16 protein-coding genes are annotated in these 17,517 nt (G+C 64.3%); 7 read left to right on the plus strand and 9 right to left on the minus strand.

Features of this window, described 5'->3' with window-relative positions; translation table 11 throughout:
• Positions 1 to 7: 7 nt before the first annotated feature.
• The 3 genes from CO664_RS19045 to CO664_RS19055 form a co-directional block, all read right to left on the minus strand.
• A complete protein-coding gene (locus CO664_RS19045; RefSeq protein ID WP_176536624.1) occupies positions 8 to 3,022 on the minus strand; it encodes a helicase-related protein in 3,015 nt (1,004 codons plus the stop codon).
• Positions 3,023 to 3,882: 860 nt separating this feature from the next.
• Complete coding sequence (locus CO664_RS19050; protein WP_097539616.1) at positions 3,883 to 4,608, minus strand: beta-ketoacyl-ACP reductase; 726 nt, start codon at positions 4,606 to 4,608, stop codon at positions 3,883 to 3,885.
• 108 nt (positions 4,609 to 4,716) lie between these two features.
• Positions 4,717 to 5,898: an acetyl-CoA C-acetyltransferase gene (locus CO664_RS19055; RefSeq protein WP_037418236.1), complete on the minus strand. Its 1,182-nt coding sequence runs from the start codon at positions 5,896 to 5,898 to the stop codon at positions 4,717 to 4,719.
• Between CO664_RS19055 and CO664_RS30245 the strand changes: the two genes are divergently transcribed.
• Complete coding sequence (locus tag CO664_RS30245; RefSeq protein WP_141471734.1) at positions 5,897 to 6,181, plus strand: hypothetical protein; 285 nt, start codon at positions 5,897 to 5,899, stop codon at positions 6,179 to 6,181. The genes CO664_RS19055 and CO664_RS30245 overlap by 2 nt on opposite strands.
• Complete coding sequence (phaR, locus tag CO664_RS19060) at positions 6,123 to 6,701, plus strand: polyhydroxyalkanoate synthesis repressor PhaR (protein WP_037390320.1); 579 nt, start codon at positions 6,123 to 6,125, stop codon at positions 6,699 to 6,701. Before CO664_RS30245 ends, phaR begins: the two co-directional genes overlap by 59 nt.
• 144 nt (positions 6,702 to 6,845) lie before the next feature.
• Here phaR and rpmF read toward each other — a convergent pair whose 3' ends face one another.
• From rpmF to mtgA, 3 genes are all read right to left on the minus strand, one after another.
• Positions 6,846 to 7,031, minus strand: coding sequence for a 50S ribosomal protein L32 (gene rpmF, locus CO664_RS19065; protein ID WP_026186748.1), 186 nt, complete (start codon positions 7,029 to 7,031; stop codon positions 6,846 to 6,848).
• Positions 7,032 to 7,227: 196 nt separating this feature from the next.
• Positions 7,228 to 7,875 carry a glutathione S-transferase family protein gene (locus tag CO664_RS19070; RefSeq protein WP_097539617.1) on the minus strand — a complete coding sequence of 216 codons (648 nt, stop codon included), beginning with the start codon at positions 7,873 to 7,875 and terminating at the stop codon, positions 7,228 to 7,230.
• Between the two features lie 76 nt (positions 7,876 to 7,951).
• Positions 7,952 to 8,725: a monofunctional biosynthetic peptidoglycan transglycosylase gene (mtgA, locus tag CO664_RS19075; protein WP_037418243.1), complete on the minus strand. Its 774-nt coding sequence runs from the start codon at positions 8,723 to 8,725 to the stop codon at positions 7,952 to 7,954.
• Between the two features lie 150 nt (positions 8,726 to 8,875).
• On the opposite strand from mtgA, the gene CO664_RS19080 reads away from it, so the two are divergent.
• A complete protein-coding gene (locus tag CO664_RS19080; protein WP_097539619.1) occupies positions 8,876 to 9,790 on the plus strand; it encodes a polyprenyl synthetase family protein in 915 nt (304 codons plus the stop codon).
• 6 nt (positions 9,791 to 9,796) lie between these two features.
• Positions 9,797 to 10,852: a histidinol-phosphate transaminase gene (gene hisC / locus CO664_RS19085; protein ID WP_097539620.1), complete on the plus strand. Its 1,056-nt coding sequence runs from the start codon at positions 9,797 to 9,799 to the stop codon at positions 10,850 to 10,852.
• Between the two features lie 182 nt (positions 10,853 to 11,034).
• Here the strand turns inward: hisC and ispG are convergent, their stop codons facing one another.
• The 3 genes from ispG to CO664_RS19100 form a co-directional block, all read right to left on the minus strand.
• The gene (gene ispG, locus CO664_RS19090; protein ID WP_037418251.1) at positions 11,035 to 12,288 is read right to left on the minus strand and encodes a flavodoxin-dependent (E)-4-hydroxy-3-methylbut-2-enyl-diphosphate synthase; all 1,254 of its coding nucleotides are present in this window, start codon (positions 12,286 to 12,288) and stop codon (positions 11,035 to 11,037) included.
• Positions 12,289 to 12,665: 377 nt separating this feature from the next.
• Entirely contained in the window at positions 12,666 to 13,859 is a 1,194-nt protein-coding gene (locus CO664_RS19095; RefSeq protein WP_176536622.1) for an MFS transporter, read from the minus strand.
• Between the two features lie 76 nt (positions 13,860 to 13,935).
• The gene (locus CO664_RS19100) at positions 13,936 to 14,718 is read right to left on the minus strand and encodes a DeoR/GlpR family DNA-binding transcription regulator (protein ID WP_097539622.1); all 783 of its coding nucleotides are present in this window, start codon (positions 14,716 to 14,718) and stop codon (positions 13,936 to 13,938) included.
• Between the two features lie 270 nt (positions 14,719 to 14,988).
• On the opposite strand from CO664_RS19100, the gene CO664_RS19105 reads away from it, so the two are divergent.
• The 3 genes from CO664_RS19105 (at position 14,989) to CO664_RS19115 (ending at position 17,305) form a co-directional block, all read left to right on the plus strand.
• A complete protein-coding gene (locus CO664_RS19105) occupies positions 14,989 to 15,762 on the plus strand; it encodes an amino acid ABC transporter substrate-binding protein (RefSeq protein ID WP_097539683.1) in 774 nt (257 codons plus the stop codon).
• 104 nt (positions 15,763 to 15,866) lie between these two features.
• Positions 15,867 to 16,547: an ABC transporter permease subunit gene (locus tag CO664_RS19110; protein ID WP_097526078.1), complete on the plus strand. Its 681-nt coding sequence runs from the start codon at positions 15,867 to 15,869 to the stop codon at positions 16,545 to 16,547.
• Entirely contained in the window at positions 16,544 to 17,305 is a 762-nt protein-coding gene (locus CO664_RS19115) for an amino acid ABC transporter ATP-binding protein (protein WP_037418262.1), read from the plus strand. Before CO664_RS19110 ends, CO664_RS19115 begins: the two co-directional genes overlap by 4 nt.
• Positions 17,306 to 17,517: the final 212 nt, after the last annotated feature.

Raw genomic sequence — 17,517 nt, forward strand, 5'->3', positions numbered from 1 at the left:
GGTCCGCCTACTTTTTCAGTTGCTCCTTGAGCGCGGCGAGCTTCGCGAAGGGCGAATCCGGATCGATCGGCTTCTCCTTGCGCGGCGGGCGGCTGTCGAACTTGCCAGACCGGTCCGACCGGTCGTGTCGCTCGTGACGGTCCTGGCGCTCCTTGCGATGGCCGCCCGGCTTGCCGTCCTGAGCCTTGCCGCGCGCCGGTGCACCGCCCTTGCGGCCGCCTTCCCTTGCCTCGCCCTGACCGTGACGCTCACCGTGGCGCTGGCCGCCGCGGCGCTGGTCTCCCTGATGGCGGCCGCTGCGCTGGTTGTCCTGACGCGTGCCCGGCCGCCACAGAAGCACCGGCTTCGGCTCGGCCGGCTCTTCCGGCTGCTCCGCCACGGGAGACTCGTCGCTGGTCGCCTCCGTCGAGGCGGCTTCTGCCTCGGCCGGAGCGGCTTCTGCCGAATCCACTTCCGCCGGTGCCGCATCCTCCTCGGCAGGTTCCGCCGCGGCGTCCGCATCGGCTTCGACATGCTCCCCGGCCGCCTCGTCGGTCGGCGCGGCCTCCGCCGGCGTGCCGTCCTGCTTTGCCAGAAAGGCCGCCGCTTCCTCGGCGGTCACGCTGTCGGCGCGATAGCCGAGACCCTTGAGGATCTCTTCCATGTCGTCGGGGGTCGCGCCGAGGATCGAGAGCATCGAGGTCGTCGTCGTGAAACGGCGGCCGTCATAGGCGCCGTCCGGCCGCGGCGTTGCGCCCGGCTTCCATTGCAGGAGCGGGCGGATGAGGTCGGCGAGACGCTCCAGGATATCGATCCGAACGGCGCGCTTGCCGAGATAGCGGAAGCCGGCAAGCTTGTAGAAGGTCCGCTCGAAGGACGCGTCGGTGACGACCGAGGTCCGGCCGGCGGCAAGCATGGGGATCAGTTCGCCGTAGCCCGGCTTGTCGAGGCCGTCGTTCTTCAGCGCCCAGAGAAGCGTGATCAGCTCCGCAGGCGCCGGCTTCAGGAGCGCCGGAAGGAAGATGTGGTAGGCGCCGAAGCGGACGCCGTATTTGCGGATCGACGCCCGGCTCTCCTGGTCGAGAGACTTCACCTCTTCGGCGACGTCGCGGCGGAAGAGGACGCCGAGATTCTCGACGAGCTGGAAGGCGAGACCCTTCGCCAGGCCTTCGAGATCCTCGGCGCGCGAGATGTCGTCGAGCGGCTTCAGGACCGTGCTGATGTGATGGTTCACGAAGCGCTCGATCCGCGCCACGACGTGGTCGCGGGCATTCGCCTGCAGCTGCTCGTCGGCGAGCAGGATGACGCGGGGCCGCATGACGTGGTCGCTTGCCGCAAGCCGCGCCACGGGATCGCCGAGCCAGCGCACGAGTCCGTCCGACGAGAGCGCCAGATCGTTGTTGCCGGCCGCATGCAGGCGGGCGGCGCGCGCCTCGAATTCCAGCGCCAGCGCCTTTTGGGCAGCACCCTGGACAGCCTTGGCATCCGTTCCTTCGCTGCCGGCCACGAGCGTGAACCGAAAACCGGTTAGCTGACCCACGTGGTGCCCTTCGACGAAGACATCACCATTCACACTGATTTCTGCTTCCAGCATCGCATTCTCTCTCAGGCGCTTCATGAGCACAGATGTCCTGCGGTCAACGAAGCGTTTCGTCAACCTTTCATGTAACGCGTCGGACAATCGATCTTCGATTTCCCGCGTCTTTTCTTGCCAGTGTGTCGGATCGGCAAGCCACCCGGGCCGGTTGGACACATAGGTCCAGGTCCTGATCTGCGCGATTCGCGCCGAAAGTGTGTCAATCTCGCCATCCGTATGGTCGGCGCGGCGGACCTGCTCGGCCATGAAGTCCTCATTGACAGCGCCATGGCGGACGAGATCGGCATAGATGCTCGCGATCAGGTCGGCGTGCTGCGCCGGCGTGATGCGGCGGTAATCGGGAAGCGCACAGGCTTCCCACAGCTTCTCAACCCGTTCCGCGGTCGTGGCGACGTCGACGACTTCCGGATAGCGCGCCAGGTGCTCGAGCGCCTGCTGGTCGACGGCCGGAAGGGCCCGCGTCAGACCGGATACGGCCGGTGCCGCCTCGAGGCTGTGCTTCAGCGCCTTCAGCGAGGAATAGTCGACGGCCTTGGAGCGCCATTGCAGCACCCGGACCGGATCGAATTCGTGCGATTCGATCCGGTGCACGAGCTCGTCCTCGAAGGGGTCGACGCGGCCCGTCACTCCGAAGGTGCCGTCGCGGATGTGTCGGCCGGCGCGGCCGGCAACCTGGGCGAGCTCGGCCGGATTGAGGTTGCGGTATTGGTAGCCGTCGAACTTGCGATCCTGGGCGAAGGCGACGTGGTCGACATCGAGATTGAGCCCCATGCCGATAGCGTCGGTCGCCACCAGATAGTCGACGTCGCCCTCCTGATAGAGCGCCACCTGGGCATTGCGGGTCCGCGGCGAGAGCGCGCCGAGCACCACCGCGGCGCCGCCGCGCTGCCGCCGGATGAGCTCGGCGATGGCATAGACCTCGTCGGCCGAAAAGGCGACGATCGCCGAGCGATGCGGCAGCCGGGTGATCTTCTTCGAGCCGGCATAGAGAAGCTGCGACATGCGTGGCCGTTCGACCACCGTGATGCCGGGCAGAAGATGCTCGAGGATCGGCCGCATGGTCGCGGCACCGAGGAGGAGCGTCTCTCCCCGTCCGCGCAGATGCAGGAGCCTGTCGGTGAAGATGTGACCGCGCTCGAGGTCGCCGGCGAGCTGCACCTCGTCGATCGCGACGAAGGAAGCCGTCGTTTCGCGCGGCATCGCCTCCACCGTGCAGACCGAATAGCGGGCGCGATGCGGCGCAATCTTTTCCTCGCCGGTGATCAGCGCGACATTGTGGTGCCCGACCTTCTCGACGAGGCGCGTATAGACCTCGCGAGCAAGCAATCGCAAAGGCAACCCGATGACGCCGCTGTCATGCGCGACCATGCGCTCGATGGCATAATGCGTCTTGCCGGTATTGGTGGGTCCGAGGACCGCGGCAACCCCGCGGCCGCTCAGGATCATGGATTGAAAGGACAAGGTCATCGATCCCGGGCAGTCTCTAGAGCGGGATTCGCTCACATGCGTTCGCGCTCCCGATCTATCTTTTTGTCTTTGCCGCATTTGTGCAACGTCAGGTGAGTCCACCTGACTGCAAAATGCTCCACAGCGCCGCACGTCTTCCACACGCACAAAGGTCGCTGCAGCACTTCTGATTGCTGCATGTTTTTATCCTTAAATCGGCTCCGATTTAAGGTACATGCAGTAGGAGCCGGAGCGCCAGCACCCCGGCGGGCAACAGATGCCCATGCACGAGCGCGAGCGCAAGGGGGCGCGAGCAATAAAACAATCCAGGCTGTTGCCGGCCATATCTTGGGGCTCAGTTTCCATGCGAATATCGCCACTTGGAACAGCGGTGGAACGAATCGGAGACGAATCGCTGACTCGCGCCGATTCTCTGTATGTTCACGGCTACATATAGACCACGTCGAGCCGAATCGCACCATATGCTGAATCTGTTGACGAGGCGCGCGCTTCACGCTTCTCAAGCGCCCGCTTTCCGGAGTCCGATGACGCAACCGGTTCAAAGGATTCCGAATCCAAGACTCTGGAACAGCTGAAAAATTTTGACCAAAATTGCATTTTTGCCGCCTCGATTCCCGGAATAGGAATCGCCATTTCGGACAGCCGGATGAATCGGTGCGACTCTCCCTTCCGGGCGGCAACGGCGCGACGTCTGCTTAGTGCGCTACCAGATATAGTGTGTCGGGGATCACCGGCCTCGAGTCCGGTCTCGCCCGACGCCGCGGCGCAGCTCGGGCAACGGACGGAAAAGGAAAGCGGCGCTCCGAAGAGCGCCGCATGATGCCGAGAGTCCGCGGGTGTCAGGCGAAATACTGCCCGCCATTCGCCGAGATCGTCGAGCCGGTGATGAAGCCCGACTCGTCGGATGCCAGGAACACGACGCAGCGGCCGATCTCGTCAGGCTCGCCGAGGCGGCCGACCGGGATCTGCGGGATGATCCTTTCGTTCAGCACCTTCTCCGGTACCGCGCGCACCATCTCCGTGCCGATATAGCCGGGGCATATCGCATTGACGGTCACGCCCTTAGCCGCGCCCTCCTGCGCAAGCGCCTTGGTAAAGCCGAGATCGCCGGCCTTGGCTGCGGAATAGTTCGCCTGGCCCATCTGCCCCTTCTGGCCGTTGATCGACGAGATGTTGATGACGCGGCCGAAGCCGCGGTCGCGCATGCCCGACCAAACGGGATGGGTCATGTTGAAGAGGCCGGTGAGGTTGGTGTTGATGACTTCGCCCCACTGTTCCGGCGTCATCTTGTGAAACATCGCGTCGCGGGTGATGCCGGCATTGTTGACGAGAACGTCGACCGGCCCGAGATCCGCCTCCACCTTGGCGATGCCGTCAACGCAGGCCTGATAGCTGGAGACGTCCCATTTATAGACCGGAATGCCGGTTTCCTGCTTGAAGGCCTGGGCCTTTTCGTCATTGCCGGCATAGTTGGCGGCCACCTTGTAGCCCGCCGCCTTCAGTGCCACCGAAATCGCAGCGCCGATACCGCGGGACCCACCCGTAACCAATGCTACCCTGCTCATCTTTGCCTCCCACTTGGGTTAACTGTCAAAAATTGTCCTTCGGCGGCCCGGAGCTCCAGGCCGCACGCTCGATCAAACAGGGCGGATGCCCATGCATGCCGCGAACTGCTACAGGCGCTCGACGCACATGGCGACGCCCATGCCGCCACCGATGCAGAGGGTCGCAAGGCCCTTGGAAACGCCGCGCCGCTTCATCTCGAAGAGCAGCGTGTTCAGAACCCGGGCGCCGGACGCGCCGATCGGATGGCCGATGGCGATCGCGCCGCCGTTGACGTTGACGATCGACGGATCCCAGCCGAGATCCTTGTTGACCGCGCAGGCCTGGGCCGCGAAGGCTTCGTTGGCCTCGACGAGTTCGACGTCGCCGATCGCCCAGCCGGCCTTCTCGAGCGCCTTGCGGGAGGCCGGGATCGGGCCGGTGCCCATGATCTGCGGATCGACGCCGGCGGTTGCCCAGGAGACGATGCGGGCGAGCGGCTGAATGCCGCGCCTCGAGGCTTCCGCCTCGGTCATCAGCAGCGTCGCGGCCGCGCCGTCATTGAGCCCGGAGGCATTGCCGGCGGTTACCGTGCCTTCCTTGTCGAAGGCGGGTCTGAGCTTGGCGACCGAATCCAGCGTGGCGCCATGGCGGATATATTCGTCCTGGTCGACGGTCACGTCGCCCTTACGGGTCTTGACGACGAAGGGAACGATTTCGTCGGCGAACCGGCCGGCCTTCTGTGCGGCTTCCGCCTTGTTCTGCGAACGAAGCGCGAATTCGTCCTGCTCCTCGCGGGTAAGCTGCCACTTGCGCGCGACGTTCTCGGCGGTGATGCCCATGTGGTAGCCGTAGAAGGCGTCGGTCAGGCCGTCCTTGATCATCGTGTCGATCATCTTGTAGTCGCCCATCTTGACGCCGCCGCGCAAATGCGCGCAATGCGGCGCCATCGACATCGACTCCATGCCGCCGGCAACGATGATGTTCGCATCGCCGGTGGCGATCTGCTGCATGCCGAGGGCGACGGCGCGCAAGCCCGAGCCGCAGAGCTGGTTCATGCCCCAGGCGGTCTTCTCCTGCGGCAGACCGGCCTTGATCGCCGCCTGACGCGCCGGGTTCTGCCCCTCGCCGGCCGGCAGCACCTGGCCGAGGATCACCTCGTCGACCTCGCCCGCCTCGACTCCGGCCCGTTCGAGGACCGCCTTGATGACCGTTGCACCCAGTTCATGAGCGGGAGTGTTGCCGAAGGCGCCGTTGAAGGACCCGACTGCGGTGCGAGCGGCGCTGGCGATCACGATGGAGGGATTGCTCATGGGACGTTTCCTCTTGTTTCCTTTGCCTGGACGAGCAGACTGGCAAAGCCAGGAGCGCAAGTCAAACGCCTTGATGCTCTGCAACAAAAGCTTCACGGCCGGCGCCGTTCATCACCTTTTGCACCTGCGTCGCCGCAACGCACAAAGAGATTGTCAGCGGCGCTCTTTTGCGGATACTCTTAAAAAACACAATAAAGACGGGATGATGGGTAGAGGAGACCCTGATGGCGAAGAACGAAGGCCAGATCGTTATCAAGAAATACGCCAACCGGCGGCTCTATAATACCGGCACGAGCACCTATGTAACCCTCGACGATCTGGCGGTGATGGTGAAGAGGGGCGAGGACTTCATCGTGCAGGACGCCAAGTCCGGCGAAGACATCACCCATTCCGTGCTGACGCAGATCATTTTCGAGCAGGAATCGAAGACCGGCAACACGCTTCTGCCGATTTCCTTCCTGCGCCAGCTTATTTCCTTCTACGGCGATCAGATGCAGATGGTCGTACCGAGCTACCTCGAACATTCGATGCAGGCCTTCACGGAACAGCAGGCCCAAATGCGCGAGCAGATCAACAAGGCTTTCGGCGACACGCCGCTCGGCAAGAACCTGCAGGTACCGCTGCAGCTCGTCGAGGAGCAGGTCAAGCGCAACACCGAAATGTTCCATCAGGCGATGCAGATGTTCTCGCCCTTCATGGCCGCTCCTCCGGCCAAGGAAAGCAAGAAGGCCGAGGCGAAGGACATCGACGAGCTCAAGGAACAACTGCGCGCATTGCAGACGAAGCTAGACAACTTGGGCTGACGTCCAATTTCCTCGCGAACGAAGATTCCCTCCCCAACCCTCCCCCTGGGGTCGGGAGGGGTTCTGAAGGATGATCCCGACCGCAGCAACGAAAAAAGGGCCGGCAGAGCCGACCCTTCGAACTTCATCCGCCAGCGGAAACGCTTATGCGTTTTCCTTCGGCGTCAGCACCTGACGGCCGCGATACATGCCGGTCTTCAGGTCGATGTGGTGCGGACGGCGTAGTTCGCCGGAGTTCTTGTCTTCGACGTAGGTTGGAGCCTTGAGGGCGTCAGCGGAACGGCGCATGCCACGCTTGGACGGGCTCGTTTTTCTTTTCGGTACAGCCATTTCATTCTCCACTTATCGGGCAAAACACTGTTCAGCAGCCGAAAATGGCCGGGTCAAACAGATGTCGATCTCGGAAATTTCGCGCGCTTATACATGGCCGACCACGGTTTGACCAGTCCCCGCGCGCAAATTTTCGAATCGGAGCGGGACGAGGAAAAGTGTGAAGCGGTTGTCGGCCCCGCGTCCTGCCCCGGCTTCAAGCCTCGTCCTCGGGCACAATCCATGGCTCTGCCTTGGCCGCCTCCTCCCACTTGCGGAAGGCCGGGTGCGACTTGACGGCTTCCATATAGGCGAGCGTTCCCGAATCGGTCGTGAGTTCGTACACTTCCAAACGGTTGACGACGGGGGCAAACATCGCGTCGGCGGCGGTGAAGCGGCTGAAAAGGAAGGGGCCGCCTGAGCGGGCGATCGCCTCGCGCCAGATCGCTTCAATCCGTGCGACGTCCTCCATGACGCCATCGGGAAGCGCGATCGCCTTCACCGACCGGCGGATGTTCATCGGGCAGGCGCCGCGCAACGCACGGAAGCCGGAGAGCATCTCCATCGAATAGCTGCGCGCCCGTGCCCGGTCCTCGCGGTCCTCCGGCCAGAGGCCGGCTTCCGGGAAGAGCTCGGCCGCGTACTCGATGATCGCCAGCGATTCCCAGACGCGCGTATCGCCGTGGTGAAGCACCGGCACGCGCCCCGTCGGCGAGATCTCGTGAAATTTCGGGTTTCCCGCCGGAAAGTCGAAAGGAATGACGACGTCTTCGAAGGGGATGCCGCAGCCTTCGAGCGCCAGCCATGGCCGAAGCGACCAGGACGAATAATTCTTGTTGCCGACATAAAGAACGAGCTTGGCCATGGATCCCTCACTGTATTTGGTTTCGGCGAGAGGATTGCCACATCACCGGCGGCAGGACCAATGAATTGCCTTCATCTCAATCATAAAGACATGTGATGTAGTCGCCGGACCGGCCGGCGCGGCGCTCGATCACCGAGGCGAGACGCCTCAATCCCCGCCCCGGCTTGCCGGCATTGCGGTCGATCGGATTGGGGAGCGCTACGGCGAGCAGAGCGGCCTGGCGGCGCGAAAGCTTGGCGGCGGAAACGCCGAAATGATGCCGTGCGGCGGCTTCGACGCCGTAGATGCCGTCGCCCCACTCGGCGACATTCAGGTAGATTTCCATCATCCGCCGCTTGCTCCAGACGAGATCGGCGACGACGGCGAGCGGCAGTTCCAAGCCCTTGCGAATGAAGGAGCGGCCGTTCCAGAGATAGAGGTTTTTGACCGTCTGCATCGGGATGGTGCTGGCGCCGCGGGTCTGCTCGCCATCCAGCGCATCCTCGACGACGCCGCGCATCTGCGTCCAGTCGACCCCGTTGTGAGCGCAGAACTGGCCGTCCTCGGACATCATCACCGACTGGACGAGAACCGGCGCGATATCGTCGAACTCCACCCACTGCCGGTCATAGCCGCGCAGCAGCACGAGGTCGCGCAACATCAATGTGGAAACAGGATGGATGAAATCGGCGAGGTAGACGAAGATAAGCAGGTAGGGAAGCAGGAGAATGGAGAGTGCCGCGAGAACGAGACGCCGGCGCCGCGTTCGCCAGGTGCGGCGCAAGGTGGACCAGCGGCCGGCGGACAACTCGCCCTCCTCGCGTTCTTCCGGAACGATGTCCACCGCCTGACTGTCTACCCCTCTGTCCATTCCCCCACTCTTATTTCATGAAACGCGAAAGTTGAACGGCCTTTCTCCGAGAAAGACAAGGGCGGCTGTGCACTCATCCCGAACAAAACGCGCGAACTGCGACTACAAAGTCCGTTGAAAGCCGCTCTTCCCCGTGCCAAAGAGCCTCTCATGCAAGACGAGACAACATTTTTTGCGCAGCGCCTCAAGGCCGCGGCGCTGGCGGTGGAGAGCCAGCTTTCCGGACTCCTCGGACCTGCCGCCCAGACGGACGAAATTGCCCGCCCGCCACGGCTGCTCGAGGCCATGCGCCACGGCGTGCTCAACGGCGGCAAGCGGCTGCGCCCGTTCCTCGTCACCGAAAGCACCGCCCTTCTCGGCGGCAGCGCCGAGGCAGCGATCAAAATCGGTGCGGCGCTCGAATGCGTGCATTGCTATTCGCTCGTCCATGACGATCTGCCGCCGATGGACGACGACGATATGAGGCGCGGTCAGCCGACCGTGCACATTGCCTTCGACGAAGCAACGGCGATCCTTGCCGGCGACAGTCTCCTGACCTTTGCCTTCGACATCATCGCGGCACCGGAAACGCCGCTTGCCGACCGCCAGAAGACGGCGCTTGTGCTTGCGTTGGCGCGCGCCGCCGGCCATGGCGGTATGGCGGGCGGCCAGGCGCTCGACCTCGCCGCCGAGAAGGATGCCCCCGACGAGGCGGGGATCGTCACGCTGCAGGCGATGAAGACCGGCGCCCTCCTCCGTTTCGCCTGCGAGGCGGGGGCGATCATTGCCGACGCCGCGGCCGAGGATCGCAGAAGCCTGCGCGCCTTCGGTGAGAAGATCGGCCTTGCCTTCCAGCTTGCCGACGACCTTCTCGACCTCACCGCCGACGCCGAGGCCATGGGCAAGGCCACCGGCAAGGACGCCGCCCGCGGCAAGGGCACGCTCGTCGCCCTACACGGCCAGTCCTGGGCCGAACGAGAGCTTGAAAGACTGGTGGTCGAGGCGGAAGAACTGCTGGCGCCCTACGGCAGCCGTTCGGCCGTTCTCGTCGAAACCGCCCGTTTCATCGCGAACCGGAGGAACTGAACTAGAATGAGCAAATTCTGGTCGCCGATCGTTTCGACGCTGAAGCCCTATGTTCCGGGCGAGCAGCCGCGCATCGCAAACCTCGTCAAGCTCAACACCAATGAGAGCCCCTACGGGCCCTCGGAGCAGGCGCTCGAGGCGATCCGGACGGCGGCAAGCGCCGATCTCCGGCTCTATCCGGATCCGGTCGCACTGGGCCTGAGGGAGGCGATCGCCGCACGCTATGGCGTCTCGGCCGGCGAGGTCTTCGTCGGCAACGGGTCCGACGAGGTGCTGGCGCACGCCTTCGCCGCACTGCTGAAGCACGACGAGCCGCTGCTCTATCCGGACATTTCCTACAGCTTCTATCCGACCTATGCGGGGCTCTTCGGCATCGAAGCGATTGAAGTGCCGCTCAATGCGGCCTTCCGCATCGACATTGCCGACTATCGCCGCGCCTCAGGCGCGATCATCCTTCCCAATCCCAACGCGCCGACCGGCATCGGCCTACCGCTTGCCGAGATCGAAAGACTGGTGGCGGAGCACCCCGACCAGCCGGTGGTGATCGACGAGGCCTATATCGACTTCGGCGGCGAATCGGCGATCGCCCTCGTGCCGAAATACGACAACCTGCTGGTCGTGCAGACCTTTTCCAAGTCGCGGGCCCTGGCCGGCCTGCGTGTCGGTTTCGCCATCGGCCAGCGCGCGCTGATCGAGGCGCTCGAGCGCGTAAAGGACAGCTTCAATTCCTACCCGCTTGGCCGCGCCGCCCAGGCCGGTGCGACGGCTGCGATCAAGGACGACGCATGGTTCGAGGCAACCCGCGGCAAGATCATCGCGGCGCGCGCGAGGTTGACCAATGAGTTGGAAAGGCGCGGCTTCGAGGTCCTGCCGTCGCAGGCGAATTTCGTCTTCGCCCGTCATCCGGACCATGAAGGACAGACGCTGGCCGCGAAGCTGCGCGAACGCGCCGTCATCGTCCGCCATTTCGCCAAGCCGCGAATCGCGGACTTCCTGCGGATCACCATCGGCACCGACGAGGAATGCGCAAGACTGGTCGCGGCGCTCGACGAGGTTCTCTGAGGCCGCGGCCTGTCTCGAGCGAGTGCGGCCGCCCCTCTCCTCGGATTTAACCCGGGTTAAACCCGAGGACCAGCCCTCCCCCGCAAACGGCGCGAGGGGGTTGAAGCGTCACCGCAAGTCCCCTTCGCCCCGCTTGCGGGGAGAAGGTGGCCGGCAGGCCGGATGAGGGGCAGATAACGGCGCTACTCCGCCGCCGCCTGGCCGTGGCCGAAGCGTTTCTCGATATAGTCGGCAACGAGAAGCTGGAAGTCCTCGGCGATCTTCGGGCCGCGCAAGGTCATCGCCTTCTGGCCGTCGATGAAGACCGGTGCGGCCGGCATCTCGCCGGTGCCGGGCAGCGAAATGCCGATATCGGCATGCTTGCTCTCGCCGGGGCCATTGACGATGCAGCCCATGACGGCGACCTTCAGCGCCTCGACGCCCGGATACTTCTCGCGCCAGACTGGCATGCTGGCGCGGATGTCCTCCTGGATCTTCTGGGCAAGTTCCTGGAAGACGGTGGAGGTGGTGCGGCCGCAGCCGGGACAGGCGGCGACGACGGGAATGAACTGGCGGAAGCCCATCACCTGCAGGAGCTCCTGCGCCACCTGTACCTCGCGGGTGCGGTCGCCGCCGGGCTCGGGGGTGAGCGAGATGCGGATCGTGTCGCCGATCCCCTGCTGCATCAGGATGCCGAGCGAGGCCGAGGAGGCGACGATGCCCTTGGTGCCCATGCCGGCCTCGGTAAGCCCGAGATGCAGCGCATGGTCGGAGCGGGCGGCAAGCATCGCATAGACGGCGATCAGGTCCTGAACGCCGGAAACCTTGGCGGAAAGGATGATGCGGTTGCGCGGCAGGCCGAGCTCTTCCGCCAATTCCGCCGAGAGCAGCGCCGACTGCACGATCGTTTCGCGCGTCACCTCTTGCGCCGTCAGCGGCGAGCCCGCGGCCTGGTTCTCGTCCATCAGCCGCGTCAGCAGTTCCTGGTCGAGAGAGCCCCAGTTCACCCCGATGCGCACCGGCTTGTCGTAGCGGATCGCCATCTCGATGATCTCGGCGAACTGCTTGTCCTTCTTGTCCTTGAAGCCGACATTGCCCGGATTGATGCGGTATTTGGCAAGCGCCTCGGCGCAGGCCGGATGGTCGGCCAGGAGCTTGTGGCCGATATAGTGGAAGTCGCCGACGAGCGGCACGTCCATGCCGAGCCGCAGCAGCCTCTCGCGGATCTTCGGCACGGCGGCCGCACTGTCGTCGCGGTCGACGGTGATGCGCACCAGTTCCGAGCCCGCTTTGTGAAGAGCCGCCACCTGCGCGACCGTCGCGTCAATATCGGCCGTATCCGTATTCGTCATCGACTGGACGACGACCGGCGCGGCACCGCCGACGATGACGCCGCCGACATCGACGGCGACCGAGGCACGGCGCGGCTTTGGCTCGAAATCGAAGGCAGAAGACATGAAGGCCTCTTTTTGGATCCCGCGGGCGGAGCGTGATACGGAAACCGCTCCGGCTTTCGTCATTCAGGTGGCGAAGGAAAGCGTACTTGTCAACGGCAACATCATGCGCTGACGGCGAATTGATGGCGGCGACCGACGGCGCGGGAAGCGCCCCTCATCCCGCTGCCGCGACCTTCTCCCCGCAGGCGGGGAGAAGGGGTCTGCCGCAAGCCTCGCTCCCCTTTCGCCGCAGAGCACGGCCGACAGCATACGCCGAGCGGACGAGGGAGTTCGGAACAAGCCGCGAGTCACCTTCGCCTCGCCTGCGGGGAGAACGTGGCCGGCAGGCCGGTTGAGGGGCAGTCGCCTGTGCCAGCCGCGTTCCGTGCAACGGCGATCTAATGCTCCCCGCCTTGATCCGCATGAACGGCGTGGTGCGACAGGAGAAGCACGACGACGAAGAGAACGGGGAGCGATGCGAAGATCACCGCGAAACCGCTGTGCTCGGCAATGAAGCCGATCAGCGACGGCGCGAACAGCATGCCGGAATAGCCCATGGTGGTCGCGACGGCGAGGCCGATGCCCGGCTGCAGGCCGGGCATGTTGCCGCCGGCCGAAAAGGCGATCGGCACCATGTTGGAAATGCCGATGCCGGCGATGGCAAAACCGAGAACCGCTAAGGCCGCATTCGGCGCAAGCCCCGCCAGAACCATTCCCACCAGCGCAGTGACGGTGCAGACGCGCAGCGTCGTCGTCGCCCCGAAGCGATCGCGCACATGGTCGCCTGCAAAACGCATCGCCGCCATCGTCGCCGAGAAGGCGGCAAAGCCGAAGCCCGATAGCTCGACCGAGGCGCCGAGTTCATTGCGGAGATAGAGGGCGCCCCAGTCGAGCACAGCCCCTTCCGGCACCATGGAGAACAGCGCCATCAGGCCGACAAGCCACGGCAGCGGCGTCCTCGGCAGTCTGAGCTTCTCCTTGGCGGCCGCGGGATGCGGCTGATCTGCAAGGATCATCGGCCAGGCAGCAGCAAGGATCGCGGCGCAGAGGCAAGTCACCACGATCGCATGCGGCAGGACGCCGACGCGGGCCATCAGGAAGCCGCCGATGCCGGCGCCGATCAGACCGCCGAGGCTCCAATAGGCGTGGCAGGAGGACATGATGGCGCGGCGCATCGATTTCTCGACCTCGACGGCATTGGCATTCATCGCCACGTCCATGGCGCCGACGAAGCCGCCGAGCAGGAACATGCCGAGCGCCGCCGCCCAGACGTTCGGCACCAGCGTCAGCACGAGCAGCAGGGGCGAGAGGATGATCGCCGTGGCCTTGGCCACCTTCTGCGAGCCGATGCGAGCAATGTAGCCACCGGCGATCGGCATCAGCACCAGCGAGCCGATGCCGAACACGAGGATAAGGAGGCCGAGCACACTCTCGCCGATCCCGAGCCGATCCTTGAATTCGGGGATCTTCGGGGCCCAGCTGCCGGTGACGAAGCCGTTCATCAGGAACAGGAGGGAGACGGCGAGCCGGTTCTTCGACATGTAGCCCTGTCGGACTGCGACCTTCGGGGCGGTGTCTGTGCGCTGATCCATTGTTAACTTTCCGCTGCCGGACAAGCCGGCTCAAACTGATTCTGATACGTTTGCCGTTCGGGCTGTGCCGCGATGCTCATCCGGCGCGCTCGCCCGCAAGAACGACACGTGCCCCTCGCGCGGTGAATGCGGCGATCTCGGCTTCCGGTGCATCCGCCTCGAGGATGAGAGTCGAACCGGCGTCGATACCGACCACGGCATGCGGCGCGGCCGTGCCGAGCTTGTCCGTCGTGATGGCGGCAAGCACCGAGCGGCTGCGCGAGGCGATCAGCCGCTTGAATTCCGCATCCTCGAAATGGAAGGCCGTCAGCCCCGCCTCGGCGTCGGCACCGCATGTCCCGAGAAGGCAGAGATCGGGCCGCAGCAACGCGGCGTCACGTTGTGCCCTCGCCCCGACCGCCGCGCCGACCGCACGGTCGAGGGGTCCGCCGATCAGGATAAGGTCGAGCCCCGGCTTTTCCATCAAGGCGGAGGCGATCAGCGGCGTGTTGGTGACGATCGTCGCCGTGAGGTCCGGGGCGATCACCCGGGCGATCGCCAGATTGGTCGAGCCCGCATCGACAAACACGGTCATGCCGCGCTCTATGAAGCCGACCGATGCCCGCGCCAGCACCGCCTTGCGTTCCGAAGCGAGCGCCGCTCGCTCGCTTAACGAGCCTGCGTCCGGAGCGATCGGCAGGGCGCCGCCATAGACGCGCTCGCAAAGACCAGCCGCGGCCATTTCGCGCAAGTCGCGCCGAATCGTGTCGTCGGAAACGTTGAGTTCGCGCGCGAGATCCGCCGCCAGAACGCGGCCATTGGTTCTCAGGCGCTCCCGGATCAGGGATTTTCTTTCGCGGAGCAGCAGTTCGATCGCCATTTTCCTAATCGTGCAAAAACGTGCATGAATCGCTTTGAACGTGAGTACCAGTCTTGCCGTGCAGTTTCAACCTTGGATCATTGGGAACAGGCACGCCGCCTGAAGGTTCTAATGGGGTCCGTTCCGGCGGCGGACGGTTCGCTTGAGAAAATATTCTACCGAACCGGCTGGGGATTGGTCTTTTATGCGCTCTGGCGGCCTGGATTTTGTGCGAGTCTCGCCCGCAATCCGGATGACGGGCCGGAGAACAACAAAGATGGAAACAAGACAATGAAGCTCCTTCCGACACTTTTCGCTGCCGCCCTGCTGCAACTTGCCGCCTTTGCGCCGGCCGAGGCAGGGTCGAATCTCGACGACATCAAATCGGCCGGCGTGCTGAAGATCGGCACCGAGGGCACCTATGCCCCCTTCACCTATCATGATGCGAACGGCACGCTCGTTGGCTTTGACGTCGAGATCGGCCAGGCGGTCGCCGAGCGCCTCGGCGTCAAGGCCGAGTTCCTCGAAGGCAAGTGGGACGGCCTGATCGCCGGCCTCGACGCCAACCGCTACGACACCGTCATCAATCAGGTCGGCATTACCGAGGAACGCAAGAAGAAATACGACTTTTCCGAGCCCTATATCGCTTCCAAGGCGGTGCTGATCGTCAAGGCCGACAACGAGGAGATCAAGGACTTCCCCGACTTGAAGGGCAAGAAGTCGGCCCAATCGCTGACCAGCAACTTCGGCAAGCTTGCGCAAGCCTCGGGCGCCGAGCTCGTCGGCACCGACGGCTTCGACCAGTCGATCCAGCTCGTCTTGACCGGCCGCGCCGACGCGACCATCAACGACAGCCTGTCCTTCCTCGACTTCAAGAAGCAAAAGCCGGACGCCCCCGTGAAGGTCGCTGCCGAGCAGGCCGATGCCGACTATTCGGGCATCATCATCCGCAAGGGCGAACCGGAGCTGCTCGAAGCCATCAACAAGGCGCTCAACGAAATCAAGGCCGACGGCACCTACGAGAAAATCTCGCAGAAATATTTCGGCGCTAACGTGTCCAAGTAGCGCCGGCGAGCGGAAAGGCGCTTCCCACTTTTCCTGATCTCGCCCTATGAGTTACGATCCGTTCCGGCCCCGGAGCGGATCCGCGCGTCTTGAAAGGCTTCCCCTTGCCCAACTGGCTGAACCTCATGGCGGAATCGCTGCCGACCCTGCTTTGGGCCGGCTTGATCTTCACGGTGCCGCTGACCCTGCTCTCCTTCGTTCTCGGGCTGCTGCTGGGCCTCGTCACCGCCATCGTCAGGCTGTTCGCACCGGCGCCCCTCGTCGCCGTGGCGCGCTTCTATGTCTGGGTAATCCGCGGCACGCCGCTGCTCGTTCAGCTTTTCGTCATCTTCTACGGCCTGCCGAGCCTCGGCATATTGCTCGACGCCTTTCCGGCGGCGCTGATCGGCTTCACGCTGAACATCGGCGCCTACACGTCCGAGATCATTCGTGCGGTGATCTCCTCCGTGCCGCGCGGGCAATGGGAAGCCGCCTATTCGATCGGGATGAGCTGGAGCCAGGCGATGCGCCGGACAATCCTGCCGCAGGCGGGCCGCGTTGCCGTGCCGCCGCTGTCGAACACCTTCATATCGCTGGTCAAGGACACCTCGCTCGCCGCGGCGATCACCGTACCGGAGCTCTTCCAGACGGCGCAGCGCATCGTCGCCACGACCTATGAACCCCTGATCCTCTATATCGAGGCAGCGCTGATCTATCTTGTGATGAGTTCCGTGCTTTCCGCTCTCCAGGTGAGGCTGGAGAAACGCTTCGCCCGCTATGGCGGTTTCCTGGAGGCGCGCGCATGATCGAGCTCACGCACATCGTAAAGCGCTTCGGCACCAACGCGGTCCTGAACGACATCAGCGTCAGCCTGGCGGAAGGAACCGTCACAGCCTTGGTAGGCCCCTCCGGCGGCGGCAAGAGCACGCTTCTGCGCTGCGTCAACCTGTTGGAAATCCCGACCAGCGGCGCAATCCGCCTCGGCGACGAGCGGCTTGACTTCGCCCCCGGCCGCAAGGTCGGCTGGCAGGCGATCCAGCGGCTGCGCCGGCAGACCGGCATGGTGTTCCAGAACTTCCAGCTCTTCCCGCACCAGACCGCCCTCGGCAACGTCATGGAAGGCCTCGTCACCGTTCTCAAATGGCCGGCCGACCGGGCCCGCACCCGGGCGCTCGAACTCCTCGAAAAGGTCGGCATGGCCCACAAGGCCGATGCCTGGCCGGCGACGCTCTCCGGCGGCCAGCAGCAGCGCGTGGCAATCGCCCGGGCGCTCGCCCCCTCGCCGCGCGTTCTCCTCTGCGACGAGCCGACCTCTGCGCTCGACCCGGAATTGGCGGAAGAAGTGGTGGAGGTGCTCAGCCGCCTCGCGCGCGAAGGCACGACGATGATCATGGCCACCCACGACCTCCGCCTCGCCTCCCGCGTCGCCGATCACGTCGTCTTCCTCGACGCCGGCGTCGTCGTCGAAAGCGGCCCGCCGCGCAAGATTTTTTCGACGCCAGAGCGGGAGCGCACGAAAAGGTTCATCGCCTCGCTCAGTGCGCCGATGAGCTATGATATCTGAGAGAATGTTCGCCGTGACGACGGCTTTCCCATGGCACGGCTGCGCGCACGCTTAGCAGGGAGGGCATCTCCCCTCTCCATCGTCATCCTCGGGCTTGACCCGAGGATCCACACGCAAGCATCCGGTCCATCGCGTTCCGAACCCAGTCGCAAGGGTCCTGCGTGTGGACCGCTCCGTGAAGGTTGCAGCTCGTGCATGGATCCTCGGGTCAA

It is taken from the genome of Sinorhizobium sp. NG07B, assembly GCF_002532005.1.
Taxonomy (GTDB): Bacteria; Pseudomonadota; Alphaproteobacteria; order Rhizobiales; family Rhizobiaceae; genus Sinorhizobium; species Sinorhizobium fredii_C.